The sequence below is a fragment of the Mycobacterium genavense ATCC 51234 genome (assembly GCF_000526915.1).
In the GTDB taxonomy this organism is placed as follows: Bacteria; Actinomycetota; Actinomycetes; order Mycobacteriales; family Mycobacteriaceae; genus Mycobacterium; species Mycobacterium genavense.
In genome coordinates, this window is the sequence record NZ_JAGZ01000009.1 from 154,375 (window position 1) to 169,134 (window position 14,760).

Annotated in this window: 10 protein-coding genes and 1 pseudogene; 7 read left to right on the forward strand and 4 right to left on the reverse strand. The window is 68.9% G+C overall.

Annotation, left to right across the window (positions count from 1 at the left end; translation table 11 throughout):
* Window positions 1-21: 21 nt before the first annotated feature.
* Window positions 22-474, reverse strand: coding sequence for an Lrp/AsnC family transcriptional regulator (locus T428_RS0118975; protein ID WP_025737727.1), 453 nt, complete (start codon window positions 472-474; stop codon window positions 22-24).
* A gap of 15 nt (window positions 475-489) precedes the next feature.
* Here T428_RS0118975 and hglS point away from each other — a divergent pair, with 15 nt between their 5' ends.
* From hglS to nei2, 5 genes are read left to right on the forward strand one after another with little or no spacing between them, the layout of a single operon-like run.
* Window positions 490-1,749, forward strand: coding sequence for a 2-oxoadipate dioxygenase/decarboxylase (hglS, locus tag T428_RS0118980; protein WP_025737728.1), 1,260 nt, complete (start codon window positions 490-492; stop codon window positions 1,747-1,749).
* The gene (gene amaB / locus T428_RS0118985) at window positions 1,746-3,269 is read left to right on the forward strand and encodes an L-piperidine-6-carboxylate dehydrogenase (protein ID WP_036468424.1); all 1,524 of its coding nucleotides are present in this window, start codon (window positions 1,746-1,748) and stop codon (window positions 3,267-3,269) included. The genes hglS and amaB overlap by 4 nt, the downstream gene beginning before the upstream one ends.
* 46 nt (window positions 3,270-3,315) lie before the next feature.
* Window positions 3,316-3,987 (forward strand): TetR/AcrR family transcriptional regulator, encoded by a 672-nt coding sequence (locus T428_RS0118990; RefSeq protein WP_025737730.1) that lies wholly within the window; start codon window positions 3,316-3,318, stop codon window positions 3,985-3,987.
* A 37-nt stretch (window positions 3,988-4,024) separates the two neighbouring features.
* Window positions 4,025-8,572: an ATP-dependent helicase gene (locus T428_RS0118995; RefSeq protein ID WP_025737731.1), complete on the forward strand. Its 4,548-nt coding sequence runs from the start codon at window positions 4,025-4,027 to the stop codon at window positions 8,570-8,572.
* 6 nt (window positions 8,573-8,578) lie between these two features.
* On the forward strand, window positions 8,579-9,334 hold the full coding sequence (gene nei2, locus T428_RS0119000; RefSeq protein ID WP_025737732.1) for an endonuclease VIII Nei2: 756 nt from the start codon (window positions 8,579-8,581) through the stop codon (window positions 9,332-9,334).
* On the opposite strand, the gene T428_RS0119005 is transcribed toward nei2, so the two are convergent.
* Window positions 9,331-10,248 (reverse strand): extracellular catalytic domain type 1 short-chain-length polyhydroxyalkanoate depolymerase, encoded by a 918-nt coding sequence (locus T428_RS0119005; protein ID WP_025737733.1) that lies wholly within the window; start codon window positions 10,246-10,248, stop codon window positions 9,331-9,333. The genes nei2 and T428_RS0119005 overlap by 4 nt on opposite strands.
* Window positions 10,249-10,357: 109 nt before the next feature.
* Here T428_RS0119005 and T428_RS0119010 point away from each other — a divergent pair, with 109 nt between their 5' ends.
* Together T428_RS0119010 and T428_RS0119015 are read left to right on the forward strand one after the other, a co-directional pair.
* Window positions 10,358-10,729: a DUF732 domain-containing protein gene (locus tag T428_RS0119010; RefSeq protein ID WP_245604986.1), complete on the forward strand. Its 372-nt coding sequence runs from the start codon at window positions 10,358-10,360 to the stop codon at window positions 10,727-10,729.
* A 99-nt stretch (window positions 10,730-10,828) separates the two neighbouring features.
* Window positions 10,829-11,035 carry a hypothetical protein gene (locus tag T428_RS0119015; protein WP_025737736.1) on the forward strand — a complete coding sequence of 69 codons (207 nt, stop codon included), beginning with the start codon at window positions 10,829-10,831 and terminating at the stop codon, window positions 11,033-11,035.
* Between the two features lie 42 nt (window positions 11,036-11,077).
* Here the strand turns inward: T428_RS0119015 and T428_RS29445 are convergent.
* Window positions 11,078-13,918 (reverse strand): annotated as a pseudogene (locus T428_RS29445) (arylsulfatase).
* Between the two features lie 45 nt (window positions 13,919-13,963).
* Window positions 13,964-14,629: a phosphate signaling complex protein PhoU gene (gene phoU, locus T428_RS0119025; protein ID WP_025737737.1), complete on the reverse strand. Its 666-nt coding sequence runs from the start codon at window positions 14,627-14,629 to the stop codon at window positions 13,964-13,966.
* Between the last annotated feature and the right edge of the window lie 131 nt (window positions 14,630-14,760).

Consider the following 14,760-nt stretch of genomic DNA (forward strand, 5'->3'; position numbering starts at 1 on the left):
ATGACGCTATTGCCATAACGTTTACGGTACGTGCTGGCGATTACTGTAAAAAGTATTGAGGATGATGGTGCTGCGGGTCTGGACGTTGGCGGCGGTCCGGATGCGCTGTAGCAGGTCCTCGAGCGCCCGCGCGGACGCGACGCGCACCAGCAGGACGTAGCTTTCCTCGCCCGCCACCGAATGGCACGCCTCGATCTCCTCGAGGTGCGCCAACCGGGCGGGCGCATCATCGGGTTGGGAAGGATCCAGAGGGGTGATGGCCACGAACGCCGACAGCAGCTGCCCGACCGCCTCCGGGTTGATCCGCGCGGAGTATCCGGCCACCACGCCGCGGGCCTCCAGCCGGCGCACCCGGGACTGGACCGCCGACACCGACAGCCCGGCACTGGCGGCCAGCTCCGCCAGCGTCGCCCGGCCATCCGCGACCAGCCGGCGCACCAGGATCTTGTCGATGTCGTCGAGCGACTCACCCATGGCCGGGAATTATCCATGAGTCGGCGCAAGAGGCTGCTGACCTGGCAGCTGCGCGAGCGCTTCGCGGCGGGGCTGTCGGCCACCTACGCCGCCGAAGTGCCCGCCTACGGCACCCTGGTCGAGGTCAGCGGTCAGGTCAACGCCGACTACGTCGCACACCATCCCGGCGCCGAACGGCTCGGCTCGTTGCACCGTGTTACCGCCGAACGGCACGGCGCCATCCGGGTGGGCAGCCCGGCCGAGCTGGCCGCCGTCGCCGACTTGTTCGCCGCGTTCGGCATGGTGGCGGTCGGGTACTACGACCTGCGCCGCGCCCGCTCGCCGATTCCGGTGGTATCGACGGCATTTCGGCCGATCGACGCAAAAGAGCTGGCGCGCAACCCTTTTCGAGTGTTCACGTCGATGCTGGCCACCCGCGACGCCCGGTACTTCGAGCCCGACCTGCGCAGCCGCGTCGAGACGTTCGTCGCGCGCCGCCAGCTTTTCGACCCCGCGCTGCTGGAGCGCGCCCGGATCATCGCCGCCGAGGGCGCCTGCGATGCCGAGGAGGCCGACGCGTTCGTCGCCGCCGCGGTGGAGGTCTTCGCGCTGTCACGCGAACCGATCGACAAGCACTGGTACGACGAGTTGTCGCGGGTCTCCCCGGTGGCCGCCGACATCGCGGGGGTGTGTTCCACCCACATCAACCACCTGACGCCGCGGGTGCTCGACATCGACGAGCTCTACCGGCGGATGACCGACCGGGGCATCGCGATGATCGATGCCATCCAGGGCCCGCCCCGCACCGAAGGTCCCCCAGTCTTGTTGCGCCAGACGTCATTTCGCGCACTCGCCGAACCATGCCTGTTCCGCGGCCGGGACGGCACCGTCAGCGCGGGCACCCTGCGGGTGCGGTTCGGCGAGGTCGAGGCGCGCGGTTTGGCACTGACCCCGCGCGGGCGGGCGCGCTACGACGCGGCGATGGCCCGGCTCGTGGGGGAAGCGGATCCGGCCCGGGTCTGGAACGAGTACTTCCCGTCGACCGACGAGGAGATGGCCGCCGCGGGTCTGGCCTACTACCGCGGCGGCGACCCGGCGGCACCGATTGTGTACGAGGACTTCCTGCCCGCGTCGGCGGCGGGCATCTTCCGGTCCAACCTGGATCGCGACACCCGGGCGGGGCCCAAAACCCGGCACGCCGTCGACGACTCCGGTTACGACGCGTCGTGGCTGGCCGGGGCGATCGGCCACCATATCCATGACCCCTATGTTCTCTACCAGGAGGCATCGGCATGACGACCTCTGACCAGTTGCGCGAGGCGGCCCGGCGGGCGTTGCGGGCGATCGGCGCCGACGTCAGCCTCGGCGAACCCGGCGAGCATGGGCTCGCGGCCGGCACGCCGATCAGCGGCGAGGTGCTGTTCACCGTGCGGCCCACCGCCGACGAGGAGGCCGACCGCGCCATCGCTGCGGCCGCCGAAGCCTTCGCCACGTGGCGCCGCACCCCGGCGCCGGTGCGCGGCGCGCTGGTGGCCCGGCTGGGCGAGCTGCTCGTCGCGCACTGCACCGACCTTGCGACGCTGGTGACCGTCGAGGTCGGCAAGATCACCTCCGAGGCCCGGGGCGAAGTGCAGGAGATGATCGACATCTGCCAGTTCGCGGTGGGGTTGTCCCGCCAGCTCTACGGCCGCACCATCGCCTCGGAGCGACCCGGGCACCGGCTGGCCGAAACCTGGCACCCGCTGGGCGTGGTCGGGCTGATCACCGCGTTCAACTTCCCGGTCGCGGTGTGGGCCTGGAACACCGCGGTGGCACTGGTCTGCGGGGACACCGTGGTGTGGAAACCCTCGGAGCTGACGCCGTTGACCGCGCTGGCGTGTCAGGCGCTGATCGGCTGGGCCGCCGCCGACGTCGGCGCGCCGCCCGCGGTGAGCGGGCTGGTGCTGGGCGATCGCCGGCTGGGCGAGCGGCTCGTCGACGACCCACGGGTCGCACTGGTGTCCGCGACCGGCTCGGTGCGGATGGGCCGGCAGGTCGGTCCGCGGGTGGCCGCGCGCTTCGGGCGGGTGCTGCTGGAGCTGGGCGGCAACAACGCGGCGATCGTGACGCCGTCGGCCGACCTCGATATGGCGGTGCGCGCGATCGTGTTCGCCGCCGCCGGCACCGCCGGGCAGCGGTGCACCAGCCTGCGCCGGCTGATCGTGCATCGCTCGGTGGCCGACTCGGTCGTGCAGCGAGTGGCGTCGGCGTTCGCGACGTTGCCCATCGGCGATCCGACCGCCCCCGACACGCTGGTCGGCCCGCTGATTCACGAGACCGCGTACCGCGACATGGTCGGTGCGCTGGAACAGGCGCGCGCCGACGGCGGCGAGGTGATAGGCGGCGACTTCCAGGACGCCGCGGCCGCCGGACATCCCGGCGCCTACTACGTCGCACCGGCGCTGGTACGCATGCCAGCCCAGAGCGACATCGTGGCGACCGAGACGTTCGCGCCGATCCTCTACGTGCTGACCTACGACCACCTGGACGAGGCGATCGCGCTCAACAACGCGGTGCCGCAAGGGCTCTCGTCGGCCATCTTCACTACCGACCTGCGCGAGGCCGAGCGCTTCCTGGACGGGTCCGACTGTGGTATCGCCAACGTCAATATCGGTACGTCGGGCGCCGAAATCGGGGGGGCGTTCGGCGGCGAGAAGCAAACCGGCGGCGGACGGGAATCCGGTTCGGATGCGTGGAAGGCCTACATGCGGCGCGCCACCAACACCGTCAATTACTCCAGCGAGCTGCTGCTGGCTCAAGGTGTGGAGTTCGGATAAACGCAAGCTGAATTGTCGGTCCGGGTTCGTGGGTACTATTTGACACATGCCTACGGCTAGGAGGCGGTTGTCCCCCGAGGACCGACGCGCCGAACTGCTTGCGTTAGGGGCGGAGGTCTTCGGGAAGCGGCCCTACGACGAAGTCCGCATCGACGAGATCGCCGAGCGCGCGGGCGTCTCGCGCGCCCTGATGTATCACTACTTCCCGGACAAGCGAGCGTTCTTTGCCGCGGTGGTCAAGGACGAGGCCGATCGGCTCTACGAGGCGACGAACAAAGAGCCGATGACCGGGCTGACGATGTTCGAAGAAGCGCGGATGGGCGTGTTGGCCTACATGGCCTACCACGAACAGAACCCGGAAGCCGCCTGGGCCGCCTACGTCGGCCTCGGCCGGTCCGACCCGGTTCTGCTCGGCGTCGAGGACGACGCCAAGAACCGCCAGCTGGAGCACATCATGAGCCGCATCCAGGACGTGGTGGCCGCGGTTCCGGGCGCGAAGCTGGGCCCGGATGTCGAGCGGGACCTGCGGGTGATCCTCAACGGCTGGATCGCGTTCACCTTCGAGCTGTGCCGGCAACGCATCATGGACCCGACGACCAGTGCCGAGCGGCTGGCCGACTCGTGCGCGCACACGCTGCTCGACGCGCTCACCCGGGTGCCCGAGATTCCCGAGGAGTTGGCGCACGCGATGGCGACCGCTCGCCATCAACCGCAGTAGGGACGTTGTTGTCGGTGTCTGTTGGCACCATGGCTAGGTGAGCACCGAAGCACTCGCGAAGTTCAGTGAGATCACCCGCGAGTGGTTCAACAGCACCTTCCCCGCCCCGACCACCGCGCAGGCGGCGGCCTGGGACGCCATTGCCGACGGCAACAACACGCTGGTCATCGCCCCGACCGGGTCCGGCAAGACGCTGGCGGCGTTTCTGTGGGCACTCGACCGTCTTGCCGAGTCGGCCGACAGGCCGGCCCGCGGCACCCGGGTGCTGTACGTCTCCCCGCTCAAGGCGCTGGCGGTCGACGTCGAGCGCAACCTGCGCACCCCGCTGGCCGGGCTGGGGCGAATCGCGCAGCGACGCGGCCTGCCCGCCCCCGATATCAGCGTCGGGGTCCGCTCGGGTGACACCCCGCCGGCGCAGCGTCGCCAGCTGATCAACTCCCCGCCCGACGTGCTGATCACCACGCCGGAGTCGCTGTTTCTGATGCTGACCTCGGCCGCTCGCGAGACGCTGGCCGGCGTCGAGACGGTGATTGTCGATGAGGTGCACGCCATCGCCGCCGGCAAACGCGGCGCGCACCTGGCGGTATCGCTGGAGCGGCTCGACGATCTGCGGGACGGGCGGCCCGCCCAGCGCATCGGGTTGTCGGCGACGGTGCGCCCGCCCGAGGAGCTGGCGCGGTTCCTGTCCGGCGACGCCCCGACCACGATCGTGTCGCCACCGTCGGCCAAGTCCTTTCAACTCACCGTGCAGGTGCCGGTGCCCGACATGGCCAACCTGACCGACAACACCATCTGGCCCGACGTCGAGGCCCGGCTGGTCGACCTGATCGCGGCGCACGGCTCGACGATCGTGTTCGCCAACTCGCGGCGGCTGGCCGAACGACTTACCGCACGGCTCAACGAGATTCACGCCGATCGCAGCGGGGTGGAATTGGCGGCCCCGGAAAATTTGAAGGCGAACCGGAAGGTGCCCGGCGGGGCGCCGGCGCACATCATGGGCAGCGGCCAGACCTACGGCGCCGACGCGGTGCTGGCCCGCGCCCACCACGGCTCGGTCAGCAAGGAGCAGCGTGCCCTGGTCGAAGAGGACCTCAAGCGCGGGCTGCTCAAGGCGGTGGTGGCCACGTCGAGCCTGGAGCTGGGCATCGACATGGGCGCGGTCGACCTGGTGATCCAGGTGGAGGCGCCGCCGTCGGTGGCCAGCGGCCTGCAGCGCATCGGGCGGGCCGGCCACCAGGTCGGCGAGGTGTCGCAGGGAGTGCTGTTCCCCAAGCACCGCACCGATTTGATCAGTTGCGCGGTGGCCGTGCAGCGGATGCTGGCCGGGCAGATCGAGACCATGCGGGTGCCCGCCAACCCGCTCGACATCCTGGCCCAGCAGACCGTCGCGGCGGCCGCACTGGAACCGCTGGACGCCGACCGCTGGTTCGACACGGTGCGCCGCAGCGCGCCGTTTGTGACCCTGCCGCGCAGCGTGTTCGAGGCCACCCTGGACCTGTTGAGCGGCAAGTACCCGTCCACCGAATTCGCCGAGCTGCGACCGCGGCTGGTCTACGACCGCGACGCCGGCACGCTGACCGCCCGGCCCGGCGCGCAGCGGCTGGCCGTGACCTCCGGCGGCGCGATCCCCGACCGCGGGATGTTCACCGTCTATCTGGCCAGTGAGGCCGAAAAGCCTTCGCGGGTAGGCGAACTCGACGAGGAGATGGTCTACGAGTCGCGCCCGGGTGACGTCATCTCGCTGGGGGCGACCAGCTGGCGGATCACCGAGATCACCCACGACCGGGTGCTGGTGGTGCCGGCGCCGGGTTTGCCAGCCCGGCTGCCGTTCTGGCACGGCGACGGCGTGGGCCGCCCGGCCGAGCTCGGCGCGGCACTCGGTGCGTTCACCGGCGAGCTGGCCGGACTGGATCGCGAGGCATTCGCAAAACGTTGTGCTGCATTAGGTTTCAATGACTACGCGACCGACAACCTGTGGGTGTTGCTCGACGACCAGCGCGCGGCCACTGCGGCGGTGCCCACCGACACGACGCTGCTGGTCGAGCGATTCCGCGACGAGTTGGGCGACTGGCGGGTGATCCTGCACTCCCCGTACGGGCTGCGGGTGCACGGGCCGCTCGCGCTGGCGGTGGGCCGGCGACTGGCCGAACGCTACGGCATCGACGAGAAGCCGACCGCCTCCGACGACGGCATCGTGGTGCACCTGCCCGACACCCTCGAGGAATCCCCGGCCGGCGCCGAGCTTTTCGTCTTCGACGCCGACGAGATCGACCCGATCGTCACCGCCGAGGTGAGCGGCTCGGCGCTGTTCGCGTCCCGGTTCCGCGAATGCGCGGCGCGCGCACTGCTGCTGCCCCGCCGTTACCCCGGCCGCCGCTCGCCCCTGTGGCACCAGCGCCAGCGCGCGGCCCAATTGCTGGACGTGGCACGCAAATACCCCGACTTCCCGATCGTGCTGGAGACCGTCCGCGAGTGCCTGCAAGACGTGTACGACGTCCCGGCGCTGGTCGACTTGATGACCGGCATCGCCACGCGTCGGGTCCGGGTGCTCGAGGCCGAAACGGCCAAGCCGTCGCCGTTCGCGGCCTCGCTGCTGTTCGGCTATGTCGGGGCGTTCATGTACGAGGGTGATTCCCCGCTGGCCGAACGCCGCGCCGCGGCGCTGTCGCTGGACAGCACGCTATTGGCCGAGCTGCTCGGGCGCGTCGAGCTGCGCGAACTGCTCGATCCCGACGTCGTCGCCGCGACCGGGCGCCAGTTGCAGCATCTGAGCCCCGACCAGGCCGCCCGCGATGCCGAGGCCGTCGCGGACCTGCTGCGGCTGCTGGGCCCGCTGACCGAAGACGAGGTCGCCGCGCGGTCCGAGGCCGCCGACGTCGGCGGTTGGCTGGAAGGCCTGCGGACCGCCCGGCGTGCGCTGACGGTGTCGTTCGCCGGGCGCAACTGGTGGGTAGCGATCGAGGACATCGGACGGCTGCGCGACGCGGTCGGCGTGGCCGTCCCGCTGGGCGTACCGGCCACGTTCACCGAGGAGGTGGCCGACCCGCTCGGCGAGCTGCTGGGCCGCTACGCGCGCACCCACACCCCGTTCACCACGGCCGAGGCCGCCGCCCGATTCGGTCTGGGACTGCGGGTGACGGCCGACGTGCTGGGCCGGCTGGCCGGTTCGGGAGGGTCCGGGGCCCGGCTGGTGCGCGGCGACTTCGTTGCACCCGAAAACGAGTCCCGCGGTGTCGGCGGCGAGCAATGGTGCGACGCCGACGTGTTGCGGATCCTGCGGCGGCGTTCGCTGGCCGCGCTGCGCGCCCAGGTCGAGCCGGTCAGCACCGCCGCCTACGGGCGGTTTCTGCCCGCCTGGCACCACGTGTCCGCGGCCCAGTCAGGCATCGACGGCCTGGTCTCCGCGATCGACCAGCTGGCCGGCGTGCGGATCCCGGCGTCGGCGCTCGAACCGCTGGTGCTGGCGCCGCGGGTGCGCGACTATTCACCCGCGATGCTCGACGAGCTGCTGGCCACCGGCGAGGTCACCTGGTCGGGCGCCGGGTCGATCTCGGGCAGCGACGGGTGGGTTGTGTTGCACGCCAGCGATTCCGCCCGGTTGACCCTGACCGCGCCCGACGAGATCGACTTCACCGACACCCATCGCGCGATTCTGGACACGCTATCCGGCGGCGGGGCGTACTTCTTCCGGCAGCTGGCCCCCGGCCTCGGCGACACAGCGCACAAAGATGCGCTGTGGGAACTGATTTGGGCCGGCTGGATCACCGGCGACACCTTCGCCCCGGTGCGCGCGCTGCTCGCCGGCACCGGTGCCCGCAAGCGCTCGGCCCCGGCGCACCACATCCGCCGGCCGCCGCGGCTGAGCCGGTACAGCGTCGCGCATCCGCAGGCCCGCACCACCGATCCCACCGTGGCCGGCCGCTGGTCGGCGCTGCCGACCCCGGAGCCCGACTCCACCCTGCGCGCCCACTACCAGGCCGAGCTGCTGCTGAACCGGCACGGCGTCCTGACCCGCGGCGCGGTGACCGCCGAGAACGTGCCGGGCGGATTCGCCACGTTGTACAAGGTGTTGAGCACATTCGAAGAGGCGGGCCGGTGTCAGCGCGGCTACTTCGTCGAGTCGCTGGGCGGCGCCCAATTCGCCGTCGCCTCGACCGTCGACCGGCTGCGCGGTTACCTCGACGGGATCGACCCGGAGCGGCCCGAATACCGGGCGGTGGCGCTGGCCGCCGCCGACCCGGCGAACCCGTACGGGGCCGCATTGCCTTGGCCCGCAACCGATGAGGGTGCACGCCCGGGCCGCAAGGCCGGTGCGCTCGTCGTACTGGTCGACGGCGAGCTGGCCTGGTTCCTCGAGCGCGGCGGGCGGTCGATGCTGACCTTCGCCGACGATCCCGGCGCCCACCACGCGGCGGCGCAGGCGCTGGCCGACCTGGTCACCGCGCGACGCGTCGAGTCCATCCTCGTCGAACGCATCGACGGGGTGTCGGCGCTGCAGCCGCTGGCCGGCGGGCCCGGTCCCGTCGTCGAGGCACTGGCGCAGGCCGGCTTCGCGCGCACCCCACGCGGCATGCGGTTGCAGTGACGACCGATGCCCGAGGGTGACACCGTCTGGCACACCGCGGCCTTGCTGCGCGAGCACCTGGCCGGACGGACGCTGACCCGCTGCGACGTTCGAGTGCCGAAATTCGCCACGGCGGATCTCACCGGCAGTGTGGTCGACGAGGTGGTCAGCCACGGCAAGCATCTGTTCATCCGGGTGGGACCAGCCAGCATTCACTCACATCTGAAGATGGACGGCAGCTGGCGCGTCGGAAACCGGCCGGTGCGGATAGACCATCGGGCTCGAATCATTCTGGAAGCCAACGATATTCGGGCGGTCGGCATCGACCTGGGTGTACTGGAGATCCGCGACCGCGACCACGACGGCGAAGCGGTCGCGCACCTGGGGCCGGATCTGCTGGGCCCGGATTGGGATCCCGGGGTCGCCGCCGCCAATCTCGTCGCCGACCCACAGCGCCCGATTGCCGAGGCGTTGCTCGACCAGCGGGTGCTGGCCGGGGTGGGCAACGTGTACTGCAACGAGTTGTGCTTTGTCGGCGGACACCTGCCCACCGCGCCGGTCAGCGCGATCGCCAATCCGCGCCGTTTGGTCTCCCGAGCCCGGGATATGTTGTGGGCCAATCGTTTCCGCTGGAACCGGTGCACCACCGGCGACACCCGGGCGGGCCGACAGCTGTGGGTCTACGGCCGCGCCGGGCAAAGTTGCCGTCGCTGCGGCACGCGCATCAACGTCGACGCCCCCGGCGCCCGGGTGGCCTACTGGTGCCCGTCCTGTCAGCGCTAATCGCGGGCGTGCGCCAGGAAAAACTGCGCGATCGATTCCGATCCGTCCAGCGCGCGGGTGGTCGGTCCGATGACCGCCCTGGGCAGATACTGCTTGCCGCCCGGCCAGGTGTGCCCGCCGTTGTCGATCTGGTAGAAGACCACCTCGGTGGCCGCAGCGCACGCGGTCGAATCGATGCGGCGCACGATGGTGCCGTCGCCGACGCTGGGCAGCACCTGCACTACCGGGTCACCTTGGCAGCCGTCGGCCGAACGCCACTTGTCCACCATGCTTTTGGCCGAGATGGAGTGGCTGGGGCTACCGCGACCGCGTACGTCGCCACCGGTGAAATGCACCAGCGGATCGGCGGTCCCGTGCGCCGCCCACACCGAAACCGGCTGCGAGGGATGGCACGTGACCCCCACGCCCAGCGTGCCCGCCACGGGCGCGATCGCGGAAAAAACATCAGCCCGATCGCAAGCCAGTCGGTTGGACATGAAGCCGCCGTTGGACATTCCGGTGACAAAGACGTGCCCCGGGGCGATGTTGTAGTCGTTGCGCAGCTTTTCGGCCAGCCCGACCAGGAAGCCCACGTCGTCGATGTGGCGGCGATCGGCGGGCGACGCCCCGCGCCCGTCGGCCCAGCTCTTGTCGTAACCGTCCGGGTAGACCACCAGCAGGTTGTTGGTGTCGGCCACGGCGTCGAAGTCGGTCAGACCCTTCTGGCCTTTTCCGCTGCCACCGCCGCCGTGCAGGCTGAGCACCAGGCCGACGGGATCGCCCGGCGGCAGGTGCAGCACGTAGGTGCGGTCCATGCCGCCGGATCGAAACGTCCCGGCCAGATCGCGAGGCGTGGCCGCCGAGACGTGCTGGACGCCGCAGCCGACCAAACAGAACGCCAGCAGCGCCGGCGACAACCAGCGTCCGTACGGCATGGGGTCAAATTACCCACCCGGTGTCCGCGTGCCGAAAACGGCCGTGTTCAACACCTGGCCGGACTTACTCGCGTTGGCAACGATCGCGATACGAGAGATGATGAGGGACGTGAAAATTGCCAAGCCCGGACCCGTGAAAATCCCGTCGGGCACTCGACTTGTAGCTGCGATGGTCGTGTCGCTCGGCGTGCTTGGCGCAGGCGTGGCCCCTGCCGCCCATGCCGACGCAAACGATGACAAATTCATTCAGCTGCTGATTTCCGACGGCATCACCCATGAGTCCGTCCCGGCTGCCATCGCGGCAGCACGGAAGGTCTGCGACTACCTCGCGGAGGGGATGACGCCCAACGAGGTCGTCATCGACGTGATGAACAGCAGCAGCCTGCCGGACTACGACGCCGGCTACTTCGTCGGCGCGGCCATCCGCGCCTACTGCCCGCAGTACAAGCCGGCGCCGGAGCCGCCACCTCCGGCCGTCTAACGAAACGGCCACAACACACCACAAAACGGCGCGCCAGTGCCGCCACGCTTCCGTCCGTGCGTACACTTTAACGGCACGTGAACGGATGGAGGCTTACAAATGATCGCGAAGATAATAATTGGTAGCGCAGTCGTTCTGGGTGCCGCGGTCGGACTCGCCGCACCGGCCGGCGCGGACGTGGTGTTCAACCAATTTTCCTGTACCTGCGGGGCACCGGCCCCGTTCGCCAGCCCGCTGGCCACCGACCGCATCGAGCAGGGCATTCACGACGCCCTGACCCGCGCGCTGCCCGGTGACAACAACTAAACACCGACTAGACACGGCTGCACAAAGGCTCGACAGCGCCTGCTAACCGGCCGCGCCCTGCCCCACCGCTTGGACGGACGCGTGCTGATGCAGCGCCTGCTCGGCGTTCACCGGAACCGGCATCAGGTCGAAGACGACCTCCTTGACGGTTCCGGTGAACGCATACGGCGCGCGGTCCTGGTAATCCCGGTCCATGACCAACCCGTTGTCGCGGCCGATGTCCATCCCGGCATACGACGTGAAGGACAGGCTCACCGTTTGGGGCAGCTCGCCCTCGCCGATCATTCGATCGTCGGCCCATAATGTCACGCGCCCACCGGAACCGACGACGGGCTGCGCGGATTCGAACAGCATCCGCACGGTGAGGTCGCCGACGGGCAGGGGCTCCGTCGACACCTGCCGATAGGTCTGCACGCCGAGGAACGAATACGTATGGCGCAGTTTGCGTTCCTCGTCCACCCACAACGCCAACCCGCCCATGAAGTCGGCGTTGGCCACCAGCACCCCCTGCGCGCCGGCGTCGGGATGTGCAGCCGCGCTTCGATCGCGTAGGAACGGCCGAAGATGCGCGGCACCATGCCGCGCTGGATGTTCTGCACGTCGCCGGCGAAACGGAATCGCGTGGTGGTGGGCAGCGGTGGCAGATCGCCGAACATCACTGCGAGGCCCCCGAGAAGCGGTAGTACGCGGTTCTTTTCGGCTTCTCGCCACCACAGTTCGATCAGCTCGGCGAGCTTGTCGGGATTTTCGGCAGCCAGGTTGTCGGCCTGGGAGAAGTCGTCGGGCAGGTAGTACAGCGCCCAGACGTCGTCGTCGGGGTTGTAGTTGCCGGGGGCGAACCGCTGCATCGTCTGCGGCGACAAGTCCCACGGCGCCTTGTCCAGCCGGGCGCAGGCCCACCAGCCGTCGTGGTAGATCGCGCGGCTGCCGAAGTTCTCGAAGTACTGCACGGTGTGCCGCTCTTCGGCGGCCGCGTCGTCGAAGGTGTGGATGAAACTGGTGCCGTCCATCGGCTCCTGCTCGACGCCGTCGACACTGCTAGGTTCCGGTAAACCGATGGCCTCCAACACCGTTGGCGCAATGTCGATGCAGTGCGTGAACTGGTCGCGGACTGCTCCGTCGGGCCGGATCCAGCTGGGCCAGGCCACCACCATCGGATCGCGGGTGCCGCCGAGGTGACTGCCCATCTGTTTGCCCCATTGGAAGGGGGTGTTGTTGGCGTGCGCCCAGGCGCTCGCGAAATGCGGTGCGGTGTCCTCGTTGCCCAGCGCTTCGATCCCGCCGTATTGCTCGATGAGCCGCAACTGCTGCTCGGCGGACAGGTCGAGGCCGTTGATGAACGTCATCTCGTTGAACGAACCGGTGTTGGTGCCTTCCATGCTGGCGCCGTTGTCGCCCCAGATGTAGAAGACCAGCGTGTTGTCGGATTCGCCCAGCTCGTCGACCGCATCCAGCAGACGACCGACGTTCCAGTCGGCGTTTTCTCGAGAACCCCGCGAACACCTCCATCTGCCGGGCATAGAGTTTGCGCTGGGTCTCCGACAGGCTGTCCCACGCCGGGAACAGATCGGGCCGCTCGGTGAGTTCGGCGTCGGCGGGAATGATCCCGAGCTACTTTTGCCGTTCGAATGTCTTCTGCCGGTACACATCCCAGCCCTCGTCGAACTGGCCGCGGTACTTGTCGGCCCACTCGGCGAACACGTGGTGCGGCGCGTGGGTGGCGCCGGTGCAGTAGTACATCATCCACGGCTTGCTGGGGTTGGCGGCACGCACGGTGTGCAGCCACTGCACCGCCTTGTCGGTCAGGTCGTCGGGGAAGTAATACGGGCGGCCGCCTTCTCCCGTTGGACTGTCGGGTATGCCGAGCACGGAGTTGTCCTGGGTGATGATCGGGTCGTACTGGCCGGCGGCGCCCGACGGGAATCCCCAGAAGTGGTCGAAACCCCAACCGAGCGGCCAGTTGTCGAACGGCCCCGCCGCTCCCTGCACGTTGTCCGGTGTCAGATGCCATTTGCCGAAAGCGCCTGTGACATAACCGTTGTCGCGCAGTATGCGCGGTAGCGCCGCACAACTTCGTGGCTTGGCCGTCGAGTAGCCCGGGTAGGGGCCCGGAAACTCGCAGACCGATCCGAAGCCGACCCGGTGATGGTTGCGGCCGGTCAGCAACGCCGCACGGGTCGGCAAGCATACCGCGGTGACGTGAAACCGGTTGTAGGCCAACCCGGTTCGCGCCAACCGGGACAGTGTCGGGGTACGGATGGCGCCGCCGAAGGTGTCCGGGCCGCCGAAGCCGGCGTCGTCGATCAGCACGATCAGCACGTTCGGTGCGCCGTCGGGTGCGGCGGCGCCGGGCACGATCGTCCAGTCGCCGACCGACTCCGCCACGGTGCGGCCGATGGTGCCGCCGAAGCTGCGCTGGGGTATCGGCAGCCGGGTGCGGTCCGGGTTGAACTTGACCATCGCCTCCTGCAGCGCCGCGCCGACACCGCGCGGTGTCGAACGGCTCAGCTCCGCAACCGATTTCATCGGCGAGCCGGCCAGCACCTGCTCGACCGTCAGCCGTGACACGGCCGGGGCCACGACGATGATCACGGCGCCGTCGGCGGCCAGCTGCTCCCCGATCTGGTCGGACAGCCCGGCCTTGATCTTCTGATTCACGAGGCTCGCCAGGGCGCCGGCACGCCACTTGGCGCCGCGCCGGGGAAGCCGATCGCCGCCGTCGACGAACACGCGATTGCCCTGCGCGTCCTTGCCGACCAGCACCGAGTCGCGCACCGTGAGGCTTTGGCTCCCGGCGCGGTCGGTCAGCGTTTCAAAGTCGTGACGGGCCGCATCGAGGCCCTGATAGCCGGCAACGATGACCAGCACGGGTTCTTGGCTCATAACCAACTTATAGACGTCGAATCGCCGCGCGGCGGCCGATTGCCGTCAGTACACCGATATCTCGTCGTCGGCCGGCAGCACACCACTCGTTATGAAGATGACGCGCCGGCCGATCTCCACGGCGTGGTCGGCGAAGCGCTCGTAGAAGCGGCCCAGCAATGCCGTCTCGACACCGGTGAGGACACCGTGCTGCCATTCCCGATCTATCAGCACTCCGAACAGCTCGCGGTAAAGGTCGTCCATCGCGTCGCCTTGCTCGTGAAGCAAACCGGCTTGTCGCGGATCGCTGGATATCAGCGCGCATTTCGCACTGTCGCCCAATGCAATTGCCACCTTGGCCATGGCCGCGAAGTACTCGCTGACTTCGGCGGGCAACACGTGCTTCGGGTGATCTCGCCGGGCGATCTTCGCTATGTGCACCGCCAGCACGCTTATCCGTTCCACGTCAGCGATGATTTGTATCGAGCTGAACACCGCCCGTAATTCGCTGGCGACGGGTTGTTGCAACACCAGCAACGCGAAGGCTTCCTTTTCCACTTGGGCCCGCAACGCCACGATTCGCTGGTGGTCGCGCATCACCTGCTCGGCGGCATGGACGTCAGCCTCGAGCAGAGCCTGCGTCGCTAGCTTCATCGCGGCGCCGGCCAGACCGCATATTTCGCCCAGTTGCGTGGTCAGCTCGGCCAGCTGTTTGTGATAGGCGCTACGCAACGGTGCAACCTCCCTGAACGTGAGTTGTCGCGCAGCAGAACGAAAAACGCGAGGCGCCCGACACAAATGTTCGCCGTATTCGGAGACCTCGCACAAGTGACGAAAGCCCCCGAAGGAGGGTCTTACGGCTC

What these genes read in the sequence shown, in the direction of transcription:
- amaB (WP_036468424.1), top strand. Translation starts at nt 1,746, where the DNA reads ATGACGACCTCTGACCAGTTGCGCGAGGCGGCCCGGCGGGCGTTGCGG.
- T428_RS0119015 (WP_025737736.1), top strand. Translation starts at nt 10,829, where the DNA reads ATGATCGCGAAGATAATAATTGGTAGCGCAGTCGTTCTGGGTGCCGCG.
- T428_RS0118990 (WP_025737730.1), top strand. Translation starts at nt 3,316, where the DNA reads ATGCCTACGGCTAGGAGGCGGTTGTCCCCCGAGGACCGACGCGCCGAA.
- T428_RS0118975 (WP_025737727.1), bottom strand. Translation starts at nt 474, where the DNA reads ATGGGTGAGTCGCTCGACGACATCGACAAGATCCTGGTGCGCCGGCTG.
- T428_RS0119005 (WP_025737733.1), bottom strand. Translation starts at nt 10,248, where the DNA reads ATGCCGTACGGACGCTGGTTGTCGCCGGCGCTGCTGGCGTTCTGTTTG.
- hglS (WP_025737728.1), top strand. Translation starts at nt 490, where the DNA reads ATGAGTCGGCGCAAGAGGCTGCTGACCTGGCAGCTGCGCGAGCGCTTC.
- nei2 (WP_025737732.1), top strand. Translation starts at nt 8,579, where the DNA reads ATGCCCGAGGGTGACACCGTCTGGCACACCGCGGCCTTGCTGCGCGAG.